Origin of the sequence: Acinetobacter sp. Tol 5, assembly GCF_019702905.1 — a bacterium.
GTDB lineage: Bacteria > Pseudomonadota > Gammaproteobacteria > Pseudomonadales > Moraxellaceae > Acinetobacter > Acinetobacter bereziniae.
Map to the genome: position 1 here is coordinate 395,360 of NZ_AP024708.1, position 16,862 is coordinate 412,221.

The window sequence follows — 16,862 nt, forward strand, 5'->3', positions numbered from 1 at the left end:
CGCTTTTTTCGCAATTATTGCGGGATAATCACCACACCATCCATTTCAACCAATGCACCTTTCGGCAATGCAGCAACACCTAGCGCAGCGCGTGCTGGATAAGGTTGAGCAAAATACTCTCCCATGATTTGGTTGACCAACTGGAAATTTGATAAATCTGTCAGGAAAATATTGAGTTTTGCGATATCAGCCAAGGAGCCACCTGCCGCTTCGCAAACCGCTTTTAAATTGTCAAAAACACGTCGAATTTGGGCTTCAATGCCATCAACCAATTCCATGCTGTATGGATCTAAGCCAATTTGCCCTGAAAGATACAAAGTATTGTCTACGAGGATCGCTTGTGAATAAGTTCCAATCGCAGCAGGGGCATTTTCAGTATGAATCACTTGGCGGGACATTGATTTCTCCTTGATTTTTAATCATTTCATCATGACGCATAAACGAGACACCATTCATCAATGAATAACGATAAATAGCGTACAGCTTAATTTAGCATGCTTTTGCTTTCAGTGTTTCATTCATTGCAATGGGCATTGCCAATCGACTGATACGAGGGAAACCAAACTGCATACGGAGCTCACGAATGATTTGTGCAATTTGTTTGCGATTATTCACCACGATATTCACATAAGTTTTATCTTCGTGTGTACGCACTGATTCGACGCCCGTTTTTGCTTTACGGCAGAGATAAATTAATTCCGAAATTTGCTCATCAGTGAGTACCAAGTCAATACTTAAGTAAGCATTGAAGTTTACATCGTCTTCTTGTTCAGAAGTCCAATGGAGCAACATGATATTTTCAGGATGTAAATGTTGTTCATGCAACAGGTTATGACAGCGCTCACGATGAACAATTAAACCACGACGTGATAAATGACCTTGAATTGGATCACCTAATACAGGGTTACAACAATGCGCATATTTAACATCTACGCCATCTGTCCCTTGAATTAAACGATTTGAAGCATGTTCTTCGGTATTTTGCGATTGAGCATATAAATGATTGGCAACCAATTGAGGAAGCAAATCACCTACAGCAATTTGTTCAAATAAGGTGTCTTTATCTTGAATATGGCGCCATTCCAACAGATCAGCCCAATCTGCTTCTGATAAATCTTTGATTGAACGATTGAACAATTTTAAAGCACGGTTTAAGGCTTGTTGCCCTACCAATCGTTGTTCATCAGGATCTTGATCTCGCAAAATATTTTGGATCGCACGTCGTGCTTTTTGGGTGTTAATAAAGCTTAACCAATCTGGGTTTGGTGTTGCCAATACATCTGTGATGATTTCAATCACTTGACCACTGACCAGTGGTGTTGAAAGTGGCTTAATTTCCCCATTGATTTTGGCACCCACAGCATGGTTACCCAAAAATAAACTTGCTGAATAGGCAAAATCAACAGCTGTCGCGCCTTGCGGTAATTCGTGCAATTGACCATGTGGGGTATAAACCCAAATTTTTTCTTGATGTAAATAATCCAATAAGTCGCTAAATGTAGTTTTAGCACATTCATTACCCACCAAGAGATCTAGATTCTTCATGGATGCTTGAATTGCTGAACGGCAAGCTTGCGGTGCATTTTCACCTAGAACCACACCAAATCGTGCTGCTTTACGCATCAATTCAGTTTGAATGGTCAGTGACAGTGTAGTGCGTTCACCTTTGAGCTTGATCATTAAAGATTGATTACCACCAGGGAGTGGGCGACGAATATGATCTTCATAGTCTAAAACTTGGAAGTTTTCCCGTAATGCATCGACCAGACGGTCACAGTCGGCAATGCTTTGTAAAATAATTTCAAAAGCATGGCTATGGGTGAGTTCTTGTAAATCAATTTCATTTTTAACAAAATGGCGCAATAATTCGATATTGTTATTCTTCTTTTTAATACGCCCTTGAATATTATAATTATTCAGCAATTCAGCTAAATTTTGTTCCCAAACAGATTGATATTTACATCGTTCTGGTTTGGTTTTGAGTAGATTCTCTTGGACGTCATTGTACATATCAAGATCAAGATTTTGATAGCACAGATGCTCTAAGTTATCTGCCATTTCATTCATACCCACAAGACGTGCCATAGGTACAAAAATATCAAAGGTTTCTTGAGCAATGCGTGCACGTTTATCTGGGCGTAAAGCGCCGAGCGTGGTCATGTTGTGATAGCGATCTGCAAGCTTGATGATAATCACGCGAGGGTCTTGCAAAGTAGCTTGGAGAATTTTGCGGAAAGATGCGGCTTTATTATATTCTTTGTCACTGGAGTGGCTGAGTTTGGTGACACCATCAACCAATTCTGCAACAGTCTTGCCAAATTTTTCGGTAATGTCTTCTTTGGTAAAATCAGTATCTTCAATGACATCATGCAGCAAAGCTGCCATTAATGTTTCAGCATCCATACGCATATGCGCCAAAATACAGCTCACAGCAATCGGATGTAGGATATAGGGTTCACCACTTTTACGTGTAATACCATCATGCGCAATATCAGCATAATCACAAGCCGTAAGAACCCGCTCGACATCGCTTGGTTTTAAGTAAGCGTCGATAATTACGTTAAGCTGTTGCTTGGCTTGGCTGACCTCTTGGCCTGGCATAAAAACACCTATCCTAAATTACAAATTTGAAATCTTTTCCTAATGCTTAATGAAAAGCATATTGAGCGACTTGTCAATTTCTAGATCGAAAAAATATTTATTTTTTTAACAAATATTTTGAAATTTGTCGATCAATAGGCGATTTTTGTTGAGAAGCGACTGCAATAAAAAAGCCTAGTTGAAAAACTAGGCTTTTAGAAAAAGCTGATCTTATTGGAAAGAAAAGCCTTCAAGATTAAGATTATTTGCAGATAAAGCAAGATCAAGACTTGATGTTTGATAATCTTGATCACGTTGTTTCAAAATATCTTTGGTCACATGACCAATCGCAATCTCACGTAATGCAACAACAGTCGGCTTATCATTGTCCCACTCAACAGTAGGCTCAATACCTTGACGTGCCAATTGACGCGCGCGTTTGCTTGCCACAAGTACAAGCTCAAAGCGGTTGTCTACATGGTCTAAACAATCTTCAACGGTTACGCGTGCCATAGGAATTCTCGTTTGGATACAAAATTTTTAAATAGACTACGCAGTATAAAATGCTTTCATCACATACTCAAGTTTTAATCGAAGCTTATTGAATAAACTTCAACTCAAAAAATTAACTTTGCGGGGTAATGAGCTTCGTAATCAAAGCTTGATGACGATTCGCTTGTTGCTCTATTTTTAAGCGATTGGCGTTGATCACAGACTCTAAGTCATGCAAAGCTTTATTGAAATCATCATTGATAATAATGTATTCAAAATTAACATATTGTTGCATGTCTTCAACAGCACAGCTGAGACGGTGCTCAATTACTTCTACAGAGTCAGTTCCTCGATTTGAAAGACGTTGACGTAAATCAAATTGAGTTGGTGGGAGGATAAAGATTTGTTTAGATTCAGGAAAAAGTTTACGAACTTGTTCAGCACCTTGCCAGTCAATCTCTAAAAGCACATCATGACCTTTAGCCAATTGTTCTTTTACTGTTGCTTGTGCAGTACCATAGTAATTGCCAAACACTTCTGCATATTCGATAAAACCACCTTGATTGACTTGGTCAAGAAAGTTTTCTTTAGACGTAAAATGATAATGAACACCGTCGAGTTCGCCAGGTCGTTGACCACGAGTCGTATGAGAAACAGAAACATGTAAATTGCTTACACGTTCAAGTAGCGCCTTCACGAGAGATGTTTTGCCTGTTCCTGAAGCAGCAGAAACGACAAACAATAAACCCGACATGATATTTTTCCTGATATGATAAAATATCTTCTCTATTTTAGAGTAGAGCGCAGACAAACAAAACAGTTTTTACACATTGTTTGTGTTTAATCGCTAAAATATATCCAACCATTGAAGTGAGCAACGAGGATTTTATGGAAATTGTATTGGCTAATCCACGTGGATTTTGTGCAGGTGTAGATCGTGCAATTGCCATTGTCAATCGTGCACTTGAATGTTTTAACCCGCCGATCTATGTTCGCCATGAAGTGGTGCATAACAAATTTGTGGTGGATGATCTTCGTCAACGTGGTGCAATTTTTGTTGATGAGTTGGATGAAGTTCCAGATGATAATATTGTTATTTTTAGTGCACATGGTGTATCCAAAGCCGTACAACAAGAAGCTGAACGTCGTGGATTAAAAGTGTTTGATGCAACTTGCCCGTTGGTCACTAAAGTCCACATCGAAGTCACCAAATATGCTCGTGAGGGCACAGAAGCAATTCTCATTGGTCATGAAGGTCACCCTGAAGTTGAAGGGACGATGGGACAGTATGACAAAAAAAATGGTGGTGAAATTTATCTGGTTGAAGATGAAGAAGACGTTGCATCATTAAGCGTTAAACATCCTGAAAAAGTCGCATTTGTTACTCAAACCACGTTATCTATTGATGATACAGCCAAAGTCATTGATGCCTTACGTCATAAATTTCCGCATATCCAAGGTCCTCGAAAAGATGATATTTGTTATGCCACTCAAAACCGTCAAGATGCTGTACGAGATTTAGCAACCCAGTGTGATGTAGTGTTGGTGGTAGGCTCTCCAAACTCCTCTAATTCAAATCGTTTACGTGAGTTGGCAGAGCGAATGGGGAAACATGCTTATTTGGTGGATAATGCGGACGAGTTGCAACAAGCATGGTTTAGTCCTGAGCATAAAATTGGGGTGACTGCAGGAGCTTCTGCACCAGAGATTTTGATTAAGCAGGTCATCCAGCGTTTGCAGGACTGGGGTGCAACAGCACCACAAGAACTCAACGGTCGTGAGGAAAATATCACATTTAGCTTGCCAAAAGAGTTACGGATTCATGTAACTCAAGCGTAAATGCTACCGCTTTGAGTTATTCTGTCCAGCTAAAGGTATAGAACTCTAAGTCATTCTATAGATTGGAGTTAAATTGAAAGTATACTTTTCAATTTAACATATCATATGCTGATAACCGATCGGCTAAATGTTGTAGGCGTCTGGTAATATTTAATATGAGTTCGCCTATTTCATTTGCTCCAACATTTAAAGATATAGTCAATCTGTTGAAAAACGCATACATGAAAATATAATTTCAATTAATCAATGTGATGAATATATTGTTGCATGAACTAAAGTTTTCATTGCCACACTTTACATCTAAAGTTTAAATAGACTTGCATAGGCGATGTCTCACTTTGCTCATCCATTTTTTATTTAACATTATTCTTGCGCTGAAAATAACACAATACTTTGTTTTTACTGATATATTTTTGCTCAATATGATGATATCCATGTCACCCCATAATACAAAGACTATCTGTGAGTGAGAAGTAAAAATAAATGAATCAGCAAATCTTCTATCAATTTGTATAAACGCATTCAGTTCATTAGATGGGCATTTTATACTTCATTAGATCACTGAGTTTTACAGGTTAATTATCAGTTAAACAAGCAAGCATTTTAAATTAAAAAAAATGGAAAATAAGTCTATATAGTCGCGAGTTTGAAAAATATTTTGACAATTTTATAGCTTTTTAATACTGCTGATTGTATACACACAAAATACCTAAGAATATGCCAAAATTTTCAATAAAATTGAAAAATAAGTGTTAATTTTCAAATAGATATGTTAATTTGGTTATCTGCTTTTTAATACCTTTTATCCAACTTATATTGGTTTTGTAAGTGTTTTGGCTATGATTTTTAATCAAGTAAGGTTTTGCTTATGTTGGTGAGCTAATGCGAAAGAACAGGGGATTTACCTTGATTGAGCTGATCGTGACGATTGCTGTTTTAGCGATTATTGCGACCATTACTGCACCTTCCTTTATGCAGATGATTCGAAGCAATCAGCTCACCAAGGATACCCGTAATTTTATAGATTTATTGGCTGAAACAAGATCGGAAGCCATCTTTAAACAAGCGGAGAAGGTCTTAACATTAGATGCCAATGCCGCAGTCTTTTATAAAAAATGGTCACCGACCTATGTTGAAAAGTCTAGTGGAGATTCTAGTGTTACTTTTAATCGTTTAGGTCAATCGACGATTACAACAAACGGTCAGTGTTTTATCTTTCAACATAGAAATAACACCTCACTAAAATCCTACGTATATGTAGAAAGAGCTGGCGCTGTATTTTATAAAAAAACAGCAACAAGTTGTCCAACTTCTTAATAGGGAGGAAAGCATAATGAAAATTCAAAAAGGAGCTGGACTCGTTGAAGTTGTGGTGGCTTTGATACTACTGAGTATTGCAGTTTTGGGGTTTGTGGCATTACAGGTGAGAGCTGTCGCAGCCAGTAATGAGGCTTCTAATCATGTTCAGGCAACCAATATCGCACATGATTTGGCAGAACGAATGCGTATGAATCGGGAAGGTTTGTCTGAATATAAAGATGTTACTTCTCCACCAGCTCAATGTGCAACTACATTTTGTAGTGTGGATGCAATGGCACAATATGATTATGCGCAGGTAAAAGCTCGTGCCAATAGCATGGGGATGAGTATCAATGTATTAGATTGTCAAGGTACTACACTCGTGCGTAAATGTATTTACGTTGCATGGGAGCGTACAACTGCAACTGATGGCACAAACCCAACAGATTGCACCAATGGTACAGCCTATATACCCAATGCCAAATGTATCATCATGGAGGTATATAATTATGGCTGATTGCCGTTATACCTCAGGTTTTACCCTCCTTGAACTCATGATAGCTCTAAGTTTGGGATTGCTTATTGTTGCTGCTGGATTTGCTGTATTTTTAAGCAGTCAACGTTCATTGGGTCTACAATTTGGCATGGGGGAGTTACAGCAAAATGCTAATTTTGGTCTGTCTTTGGTGACCTATGATTTACGGCAGACCAATCTAAATACAGATTCTTCGCAGAAAGTGAATAATTTGGTCAAAGGCTCTGGCATTATTTTTAAAAAAGAAAATCTACCCGCATCTTCACAATCAGTCAGTGCTCTAGAAACAGATTTGGTCACATTGGAATCAAAGGATAATGACAATACCACAGGCAAAAGTGATCGCTTAACGATCCAGTATACCCCTGAAGAAAGCCGTATTATCAATTGTGAAGGCGCAGAAGTAACTAATGCCTCGGATAAGGTGGTTGTACAACGATATTATTTAGCGCAAAGTCCGCAACAAACTACAGGTGAACCCATAGCATATTCCCTCTATTGCGATGCTGGAGAGTATCCAAAAAGTGGTGCAACTGTAGTTAAAGGTCTAAATACTCAGGCACAACAGATCATGCAACGGGTAGATGCTTTTAAAGTTCGTCTAGGGGTTAAAAAGTTGGATGATCCAACAAATTCTAATCCTAAACTCCGTTATAAATTTCGTTATATGACAATCAATGAATATCTTGCTGCAATGGATGTTATTCGTTCAGCTTGTACGGCACCGAATGGCTGTTCCGAAATGTATTTACAAGTCATTTCGATTGATGTGGGAATCTTGTCACGTTCTACAACGAGTATTGGGGCTGAAGCGAGCCTAAATACTCAAACAACCTTCAAACTTGCAGGTACGGATGTCACTTTGTCTGGAGATGCAACATTAAATAAAAAATATTTAAGACAGGCTGTAAATCAGGTCGTCGCCATTCGCAATACATTGGGAGCATCATGATGAAAAGTCAACGAGGTGCGACACTGATTACGGTTTTAATTATTTTGGTGATTATCACGATACTGGGAACGATTGCCATAAAGTCAGGTATTTTAGGTTTGAAAATTGCAACCAATAGCCAAGTAAATTCATTATTACTTAAGAACTCTGATGCAGCGTTATTCAATATTGAAAACCCAAAAGACGTTGCAAGGCAATTGGCACTGGATGGTATGTTTGCGTATTTCAATGCCGTGGAAAATGCCGATGATGAACTTACCTTTTGCTATCGTGCATCGGAAAACGTTTTTTTTGCACTGCCTAAAGCCAGTGCTATTACGGATGGTGGTACCAAAACTACCAAAATTGGTGTTGATGGTTTTTGTAAGGCAAATCAGTTTGCAACAGGTCGTTCCGCTGTGCTGTCACAGGTGTACTTAACCAAGAGTAAGGTTCCGTCGGTACCTTTTGGCTCTGTACCAAAAGGCACCAGTCTAGGACAAAGCAATATTCCAATGACTACAAATAATATTGGAGCAACAGTGATCTCTGTTTTACCGAGTTTTTCTGGTGCTTCAAGTTCAGCGATTGAAAGTTGCTTTAAACGGCCATCGATTAAACCTGCGACAGGCACTACCGTACACGAATGTTTTGAAGCTTTAGATGTGCCCTATAACATGCAACATGCAGATTATGTAGTTGGCGGGCAACCGAAACTAGTGCCTTAAGAATAGATAAATAGAAAAAGTAAATCAGAGGTATATCGTTTTAATAATGATTCTCTGCTGAATATGCAGGATTTGGAAACGCAATACGTATCGCAACGAATTCAAACTTAACAATATTTGAGCTTTTTAATGCCTACAAAAAAGGGGAGGCAGTAAATGAAAAATTTTAACCGAAAAAAATTATTTTCAACAACAGTGTCCATGATGATGACATGGGGGATTTGTCAAAGTGTATCGGTACATGCCAGTGATATTGATATTTACAGTAATGCTACTGGGGGTAAGACCACCATTACCATGATGTTGGATACTTCAGGAAGTATGAGTGTTGAACAGGTCAGGCAGAGTGCTTGTGATTTACCAGATGGGGCCGTTTATAATTCTTGGTTCAGTGAAATGTCAAATACAACACCTTCATACCCAAGAAGATACTGCACGATCCAAGGGAACCCGACTGCACGATATTATGACCGTATTACACGCCTAAAAGATGCAATTTTTAGCCTGATGGACAGTAACCAAATTGACTCAAACACCGTGGCAATAGGAATAGGTCAGTACTCATCACAAAGCCAGAGTAACAATGTCTATACAGCTGCCGACGGGTTTAGTGGAAAAATTGTAGTTCCCGCAGCACCATTAACGCCTGCACAACGTTTAGCGATTAAAACGGCGGTTGCAAATTTTCAAGGCTGGAATGGCACACCTACCGCCAGTGCCTATGCCGAAGTGGCGGCGTATATGTTAGGAGAAACTACAGCAACGGGTAGTCTAAACTATCCAGGATATTTTATAACAAATAGTACTGATGGTCGGTATTTAATATGTGGGGCATGGACGGGAACCAACTGCGCCAATTGGTATGGATGGTATTTCAGCCCAGGATGGGTTCCAAATGGATATACACCTGGCGCTACAGTTAATTTATTTGGGTATAGTGGGCGCTTATTTCTGGCGGAGAAAGGGGATCGAGGATTTCATAAATCGGTAACATCCTCTAAAAGTGGTGGCAGGTATATCAGCCCTTTGTCAACAAACAATACACAATGCGATGGTCGCGGAATTTACTTTTTTACCGACGGTGAACCGAATAGTTCGTATGATCCTGTATCAGTGATGCAACGTGCTTTAGGTTCAGCAGGTGCCGCTTTTAGTGTTCCAGCAACAGGAACCTTACCAGACGGCACTCAAGCAGGTCATGCGATGCCTGCGGTGGGGGAGTTTGCCAAAGCCTTACGTAATCAAAAAGCATCACCAAGTGCACCAGATCGTAACCCTTTAGGGCTTGAAATTAAAACCGCCGTGGTTGGATTTGGTTCAGTATTCGATGTGAATCGAACTGTAGATGCAGCTAAACCAGAAAATCAGCGAATTATACGCTCCCTAGATTATATTAATAGTAAGGGAGAGCGAACCAATCAGAAACGAGATTATTACAATTGTGCCTTAATTCAAAATGTTGATGCGCGTAATGCATGTAATTGGGGTGAAAAATCACATCCTGATTTACCTGGTGTTGGTGGTTATGGGGAAGGTGGGTTTTATTCTGCTCAATCGACTGCAGATGTCATCGAAAGTGTGATGAAGTTTTTGGATGAAGTAAAACCCGATTTTGATCCAGTTGCGACAGGTTCACCATCTTTGCCAAAAGATGCTTTAAATCCTTTACGTATCCAACCATTTGGTTATTATGCTGCATTTATCCCCAAACCACAGGAATCCACTCAATTGTGGTTGGGAAATATCAATAAATATCATATTTATAATGGTGAGTTATATAATTTTGATAAAACCAAAAAGTTAATTTTGGCGAATGGTTCGTTAAATAAAGATGCAGATGGTCTATGGTCGAATGGTATGAAAGGGCAACTGCCATTAGGTTTAGGGGCTACAGCCACGAATCAACCCATTATGAATCGTACAATCTTTACCAATCGTAAAATCAGTACGGCTACACCTTATACCGCAAGTGACTCTAATACCTTAAAAAAAGTGAATGTGGAAACCTTATTTGGTACAGGTGCAACAGGATTATTTGCCAATGATCCTGACAAAAATTATTGGTTGAATGTGCTGGGCTACAATATTAGTGCATCTGCAACAGGTGTTACCTTAGCGAATCTGCCCACCCAACCTGAATTACGTCAAGTGGGGGCGATAATGCATTCAAAACCTGTTTTACTCACCCAAAAAGGGAAAGTGACATACACTTCTGGCAGTATCGACACATCAAATCGTGATGACTATCTACTGTTTGGTAGTTCACAAGGGTTGTTACATGTTGTGGATGCGCAAACGGGGATTGAGAAATTTGCTTTCGCGCCGAATGAAATGATGCAAAATCAAAAGGCTGCTTTTTTATCTGAAACAAGCAGTACGGGTGGAAAAAATAATTTGTTTTATGGTGTCGATGCACCGTGGACAGTACATACTCAATACGTTGCTAAAGCTGATGGAACATTAACGGTCAATAAATCGGACCGTACCAGTGATGGAAGTTCTGACCAAAACCTTGCACTTAAAGGTTTGCAGTGGGTGTACGGCGGTCTACGGATGGGGGGTAAAAGCTATTATGCTTTAGATTTGTCCGATTTAGAGCAGCCTAGTCTTAAATTTCATATCGATCCAGAGAATGCAAAAATTTATAAATCTGGTTCCTCCACGCCAGTCAGTGTTCCTGCATTAAGCTATATGGGGCAAAGTTGGTCTAAGCCAACACTGGCTTATGTGAAGTTTGGTGGAGTTAAAAAATTAGTCATGTTTGTCGGAGGTGGCTACGATACTGGTTATGAAAGTGAAAATTATGTGCAAAACAATACTGTAGGTGGTGGTGCTGGTGTATATATGTTTGACGCCAATACCGGGGATTTACTGTGGTGGACGAGTGCCAATGCAACTGAGGCAAGGGGTGCTGAAGCTTATACAAATACCAGCACCAACTCGATCAATATGAAATACAGTGTGGTCAGCCAAATCAATGCGATTGACCGTGATAGCGATGGTTTGGTGGATCATCTTTATTTTGGTGATTTGCGGGGACAGACCTTTCGTGTTGATCTGAATAATCTCGCAACCACCAAAGTTGATTTTGCAACCCGTGTTGTCCGCTTGTTTTATCATTCAGACCTAGTCAATCCAGTACCGCGTTTCTATGAGATGCCAAGTTTTTCAGTGCATGATGATGGAAATAATCGTCTGATTGGAGCTGTGGCTTTTAGTTCTGGAAATCGTAGTTCACCTTTATCAGGTAATAAGGTAGCAATATTTGATGGTATATATGTGGTTTATGATAAAGATGTCACCAACAGTAACTTATATCAGTCAAATTATTCATTAACGACAGAACATGTCGGCTTAGCAAGTCTAAATGGCAATATGGCGACAGGTATTGCGATAGCGAATAACAGTGGCTGGAAATATACCTTTTCTAATATTTCTGGCGCCTATAAGGGAATGAACGAACTCTATGCTATAGACGATATGCTCTATGTTAATGTATTCCACCGTGATGGTGCTGGTATTGGTGGTTCATGTGGTGCGGGGGTAAAAGGTGATTCATATATCTACCAATTCTGTTTACCTACAGGAAAATGTCCATTTCCTACAACAAATGTGAATACGCCAAATAGAATCAAAATTGGCGCCGGAATATTAGGCGGTGGAATTGGGCAGGCTGTTGATAATAATGCAACCAATATTGGTTTGGTTGTTCCTCGAGCACCTACCCATGGTTGTGCAGCAACCTCGAATGCCCCTGAATGTCAGAAGTTTAATGTTGTTCCAAAAAGCCAGCAATTGCGCTGGTATGAAATGAGATAGGTGAAATCATGAAGAATCGATATGGTTTTACACTGATTGAACTTGTCATCGTGGTGGTGGTTGTGGCGATTATCGCTGCAATTGCGATTCCGAATTATGCGCAATTTATAGAACGTAAGGATGAGGCTATTGCAAAACAGGAGGCACAAAAGGTTGCAGCAGAATTAGAACGTTTTAAATCAAAAAATTTTAGCTATAAGGGCTTCGATGCAAGTTATCTTTATCGTTTTACTGATACCGATGCGCATGGTAATTCAGTCATAAGTAGTCATTATAATCCTTCAACAGGGCAGCTTTTATTACCAATAGGTGTTGATACCAATAATGCTAAATATAAATTGACTCTGGTTGATGGCACTACACATCAACCTTTGACAATTAAGAAAGGTGCAAATGGTACTGAAACTCCTGACTCTACAAGCGTAAAAGGATTGAGTTGGGCAATTGCCGTTGAACGTGTCAAAGGAAACAGTGGAGAACCGAAACAACCACGTAACAACGATTTATTGTCTTTAAGTACAGGGCTTCGATGTATGACGAAGGTCAAAGATGTAGTGAGCCTATTTTCAGATTGTGGTAGTGCAGGTGAATCATGGTGAAAAATATCAGTAAAAATAGGGGTTTTACTTTGATGGAGTTGATGATTGTTGTTGCAATCATCGCCATTCTTGCGGCAATTGCTTATCCGTCATACTCGAATTATAAAATTCGTACAAATCGAGTGGATACACAAAGTGAAATGATGCAAATTTCTCAGCGTTTACAAAGTTATTATGCCATTCATCATAATTATACCAATGCAAAGCTGGATACCAATACCATGACTAAAGATTATCCCGCCTTTGCTGAGCTTTATACAATTAGATTAACAACCAGTGATCAAACATGGACATTGACAGCAGAACCAAAATCAAATTCTGTTCAGTCATCAGACGGGAATCTTGTACTAAATAGCCAGGGTCAAAAATGTTGGATGAAAGGCGCTACATGTATTCCTTCCGCTACCACAAACTGGGAAGGTCAATAAAATTTTGATTTCCGTATCAAAGCGTGTGTTTGTTGAAGTGAACAATAAAATTTATGCAATGACTCTAAATTGCTGAAAGATATAAAGCTTTGATTGACACACTTTACCTTTTAAAGTCTAAATAACCTGAGTTCGATAAAAATCCTTGATGAAATATGATACTCGGAAACGTCATCCGCAACTGTTCGAGGCAGGACTCCTTTCATAAGATATTGTTTCTGCGACTTATTGAAAATGTTGATGGTGGTTGACGAGTTTTGCGGCGAGCCGCAGGCTGATCCTGAAATTGGATGAAAACTCAGCAAGACTCCGCCGAGATTTATTATTTTTCAATAAGTTAAAAGTGTGATTGCATCGAACTCACGTTAAATAGATTTGCGTAGGCGGTGTCTCGTTTTGCTCAACTCATTTTTTGCTTAGTCACATTTTTTCGCTACAAACAAAGCCGTGCTTGGTTTTGCCCATTTGCCTCTCCTCAACATGACGATATCCATGTCGTCACACGATCAAAGATCCAGCGAAGATTCAAATGCACAAGATAAATGAATCACCAAAAGCTTTTTAACAATTTGTATAAAAACCATAAATTTGATTGGATATGAATCATCAGGTGTTTTGATGATATTAAAGTTAAAATTATAATATATTTAAGATAAATTTACATGAAATTTCAGCAGACAATCAAATGTGACAATTGTCCGTTTTTTTATGCCTTTCATCTAACTTGTATTGGTTTTGTAAGTGTTTTGGTTATGATTTTAAGTTAGGTAAAGTTTTGTTCTAGAGGGATTGTGATGCAAAATAATCGGGGATTCACTTTAATTGAATTAATAGTCACATTAATCATTATCTCGATTGTTGCCATAATTGCCGCGCCAAAAATTCAAGATTTAACGTTAAAAAGAAAGCTTGAGAGAACTTCAGTTGATTTAGAAAAAATATTGACCCAAGCAAGGTCAGATGCCGTTGTATTTCGGAAAAAAGTCACTGTTAATCTTAATACAGCTGGAAAAGATTCTGCTCAAAGTAAATATTGGAATATACCTTCAGGACAAACTTTAATTTTTAAAACAGGTGAATGTATTACTGATGATAAGGGAAAAAAGTCATGGGGCTATAGTTCTACGATTCCCACACTCGCTAAAATTGTATTTTTACCACAAGGAAATGTAGAAAATTTCCCTCAAAATTTAGAAATACAAATTTCAAGTGATTCATATACTAAATATGTATATTTAACAAATTTTGGCAAAGTTACAACAACGAATAAATCTAATTTTGACGGGGATTGTACCTCATGATGAAAGCATTATCTTCCCAAAAGGGAATAGGTATGATGGAAGTCCTTGTTGCACTCATATTATTATCAATTGGGGTGTTAGGTTTTGCGATGCTACAAATGAGAGCCATGGAAGCTTCTCTTGATGCGTCTAAACGTATTCAAGCAATGAGTTTGGCTCGTGATATGTCTGAGCGAATGCGGGCAAATAATCAAGGTTTAGCTAAAAATATAACAATTAAAGTAAATGATGTTGATCAAGTTATTGATGCATATGCAAATGCTTTTGCTGGACGCACATATGCGACGTCTTATTCAGCAAAGTGCAACAACACAACAAAATGTTCTAGCCAGAAATTTGCAGAAGAAGATGTAAATCAAATTTTATATAAAGCTTTCCTGAATGGAATGAAAACAGCAATAAGTGATTGCCCTGGAAATATGACCAGAAGCCGTTATTGTGTCTATGTCGCTTGGGATGAAACTGAGCCAACTAATAGTGATTCTACAAATAGCTGCACTAAAGGCGGTTCTTATAATAAAGACTCTAAGTGTATTATTTTGGAGACTTACTAATGAATTATTCAAAAGGTATGACGCTTGTAGAGTTGATGTTAGCACTGGTTATTGGTTTATTAATCATGGCAGCAGCTATGCAGTTATTTTTGACAGGTAGTATCAATTATGGGCTTCAGAAGAACTTAGCAGAATTACAAGATAACGGAAATTTTGGTTTAAATTTTATTTTAAAAGACATAAAACTCGCAAATTTAGATGCAGATTTAGCGGTTGTGAATGATCGTAATCAATACAGTGGCGTCGTATTTACAACGATAAAAAGTTACGCTGGTTTAACTGAAGATGAGAAAAAAGTTGCAACAGCAAATATTCCTTATTTTATTTCTGGTGATTCAGCAAATTTAGCGAATTTCACTCAAGCTAAAGTCGGATTGTCAAATGTAAATGTAAAAAGTGATCAATTGGTCATTCAATATAAAGCTTTTGATCCAAATGGTTTTGATTGCGAAGGCAATCCAATTTCGCAAGATGATATAGATAAGGGCACATTCATTGTGCAGCGATATTTTTTACGTCAGGATGGTTCAGCAGGGAATCTAGCTTTGGTTTGTGATGCTGGACGTTATAAAACATTGGTAGAAACGGCTGCTTTACCTACAAATATTTCTGGTTTAGGTGAAGGTAGTCAAATCATTATGCGTCGTGTGGACTATTTTCATGTTTTGCTTGGCGTTAAGCAAAATAATACAGATGAATTTAGCTATATGACGATTGACCAATATATGGGAGCAACCAACTCACTGACTAAAGCAGGAACTCCTAGACCTCGAATAATGTCGATTCAGTTAGGTGCTTTAGTACGTGGTTATGATTCTATTTCAGAAAAAGATAAATTACCAAGTGGTTTTACTGTTTTAGATCAAGCGGTGACTTTAAGTACATCAGATTCAGATCCTAAATATATTCGCGATGTAATCAGTCAGACAGTTGCATTACGAAATGGCTATGGCCTCATGGAGGATTTATAAATGCGAGTCCATCAACGAGGTATCACAATTATCGCGGTGCTCTTTGTTCTTATTTTAATGGTTTTAATTGGTACTCTGGCAGTGAAACAGAGTCTAACAGGGTTAAGTATTGCGACGAATAGTCAGATTCAAAGTTTGAACCAGCAAACAGCGGATGCCGTATTCTTTGCACTTGAAAAAGATAACAAGGATTCTGCAACTTTACAGAAAAATTTAAGCTCCTTAGGCCTATTTGGGATTGTAAAGTCAGATAGTTTTTTAAACAAAGAGCTGGTTTTCTGTTATCGACCGAAAACCCAAGCCAAATTATTTTCTATTCAACAAGCAAGTGTTATTTATCCTACAAGTGATGCAGATGTAAATAATAGTGAGCTAGGTGTTGCTGGTTACTGTCAATATACAAAAAATGATTATAGCAGTGGACGGGATATTATGATTTCGCAAATTGCTGTGAAAAAAAGTAGTAGTAATACTGACGTACCCTTCAAATATTTTCCCACTGGTACAGATACATCCACTGTTCAACTTGATCAGGTGCAACCTGTGCAAATTATTGTGACCACGATTATCCCAGGTGCAGCGAATGGTAGTGGCTCTGGATGGTCAAGTTTTTCAAGCCAAATTAATGATTGTTTTAAAAACCATTTGAATGATAAGTCTGCAAAGTATGCAGCACAAAAGACAGTTGCAGAATGTTTTGCTGATTTGGGTGTGCCATATAGTCAACAAGTCATGGATTATGCTGTGATTAGTTATGCGACTAAGAGCTAAGGTAAAGGGGATATC

General features: G+C 38.5%; 16 protein-coding genes. 12 read left to right on the forward strand and 4 right to left on the reverse strand.

All coding sequences use genetic code 11. The features are described 5' to 3' along the window. Window positions 1-14: 14 nt before the first annotated feature. The 4 genes from TOL5_RS01840 to gmk form a co-directional block, all read right to left on the reverse strand. Complete coding sequence (locus TOL5_RS01840; RefSeq protein WP_004826398.1) at window positions 15-398, reverse strand: RidA family protein; 384 nt, start codon at window positions 396-398, stop codon at window positions 15-17. A gap of 91 nt (window positions 399-489) precedes the next feature. Beyond that, the gene (locus TOL5_RS01845; RefSeq protein WP_004826400.1) at window positions 490-2,601 is read right to left on the reverse strand and encodes a RelA/SpoT family protein; all 2,112 of its coding nucleotides are present in this window, start codon (window positions 2,599-2,601) and stop codon (window positions 490-492) included. Window positions 2,602-2,811: 210 nt separating this feature from the next. Then, window positions 2,812-3,093, reverse strand: coding sequence for a DNA-directed RNA polymerase subunit omega (rpoZ, locus tag TOL5_RS01850; protein ID WP_004718302.1), 282 nt, complete (start codon window positions 3,091-3,093; stop codon window positions 2,812-2,814). 112 nt (window positions 3,094-3,205) lie between these two features. Then, window positions 3,206-3,826 carry a guanylate kinase gene (gmk, locus tag TOL5_RS01855; RefSeq protein ID WP_042088553.1) on the reverse strand — a complete coding sequence of 207 codons (621 nt, stop codon included), beginning with the start codon at window positions 3,824-3,826 and terminating at the stop codon, window positions 3,206-3,208. A 134-nt stretch (window positions 3,827-3,960) separates the two neighbouring features. On the opposite strand from gmk, the gene ispH reads away from it, so the two are divergent. From ispH to TOL5_RS01915, 12 genes are all read left to right on the forward strand, one after another. Next, window positions 3,961-4,911, forward strand: coding sequence for a 4-hydroxy-3-methylbut-2-enyl diphosphate reductase (gene ispH, locus TOL5_RS01860; protein WP_005035414.1), 951 nt, complete (start codon window positions 3,961-3,963; stop codon window positions 4,909-4,911). A gap of 882 nt (window positions 4,912-5,793) precedes the next feature. Further along, window positions 5,794-6,228, forward strand: a complete 435-nt coding sequence (locus TOL5_RS01865; RefSeq protein WP_009584409.1) for a pilus assembly FimT family protein — start codon at window positions 5,794-5,796, stop codon at window positions 6,226-6,228. A gap of 13 nt (window positions 6,229-6,241) precedes the next feature. After that, window positions 6,242-6,727 (forward strand): type IV pilus modification protein PilV, encoded by a 486-nt coding sequence (gene pilV, locus TOL5_RS01870; protein ID WP_221260718.1) that lies wholly within the window; start codon window positions 6,242-6,244, stop codon window positions 6,725-6,727. Next, on the forward strand, window positions 6,720-7,697 hold the full coding sequence (locus TOL5_RS01875; protein WP_174761480.1) for a PilW family protein: 978 nt from the start codon (window positions 6,720-6,722) through the stop codon (window positions 7,695-7,697). Before pilV (TOL5_RS01870) ends, TOL5_RS01875 begins: the two co-directional genes overlap by 8 nt. Beyond that, window positions 7,697-8,404 carry a hypothetical protein gene (locus TOL5_RS01880; protein ID WP_035300205.1) on the forward strand — a complete coding sequence of 236 codons (708 nt, stop codon included), beginning with the start codon at window positions 7,697-7,699 and terminating at the stop codon, window positions 8,402-8,404. Before TOL5_RS01875 ends, TOL5_RS01880 begins: the two co-directional genes overlap by 1 nt. Window positions 8,405-8,560: 156 nt before the next feature. After that, window positions 8,561-12,223: a PilC/PilY family type IV pilus protein gene (locus TOL5_RS01885; protein WP_221260645.1), complete on the forward strand. Its 3,663-nt coding sequence runs from the start codon at window positions 8,561-8,563 to the stop codon at window positions 12,221-12,223. An 8-nt stretch (window positions 12,224-12,231) separates the two neighbouring features. Then, window positions 12,232-12,822 (forward strand): prepilin-type N-terminal cleavage/methylation domain-containing protein, encoded by a 591-nt coding sequence (locus tag TOL5_RS01890; protein ID WP_042088547.1) that lies wholly within the window; start codon window positions 12,232-12,234, stop codon window positions 12,820-12,822. Then, window positions 12,816-13,250, forward strand: a complete 435-nt coding sequence (locus tag TOL5_RS01895) for a type IV pilin protein (RefSeq protein WP_042088546.1) — start codon at window positions 12,816-12,818, stop codon at window positions 13,248-13,250. Before TOL5_RS01890 ends, TOL5_RS01895 begins: the two co-directional genes overlap by 7 nt. A gap of 794 nt (window positions 13,251-14,044) precedes the next feature. Further along, window positions 14,045-14,551 carry a pilus assembly FimT family protein gene (locus TOL5_RS01900; RefSeq protein ID WP_042088545.1) on the forward strand — a complete coding sequence of 169 codons (507 nt, stop codon included), beginning with the start codon at window positions 14,045-14,047 and terminating at the stop codon, window positions 14,549-14,551. Then, on the forward strand, window positions 14,548-15,105 hold the full coding sequence (pilV, locus tag TOL5_RS01905) for a type IV pilus modification protein PilV (RefSeq protein ID WP_221260646.1): 558 nt from the start codon (window positions 14,548-14,550) through the stop codon (window positions 15,103-15,105). Before TOL5_RS01900 ends, pilV (TOL5_RS01905) begins: the two co-directional genes overlap by 4 nt. Then, a complete protein-coding gene (locus TOL5_RS01910; protein WP_100886072.1) occupies window positions 15,105-16,076 on the forward strand; it encodes a PilW family protein in 972 nt (323 codons plus the stop codon). Before pilV (TOL5_RS01905) ends, TOL5_RS01910 begins: the two co-directional genes overlap by 1 nt. Then, window positions 16,077-16,847, forward strand: coding sequence for a pilus assembly PilX family protein (locus TOL5_RS01915; RefSeq protein WP_009586178.1), 771 nt, complete (start codon window positions 16,077-16,079; stop codon window positions 16,845-16,847). Window positions 16,848-16,862 lie beyond the last annotated feature (15 nt).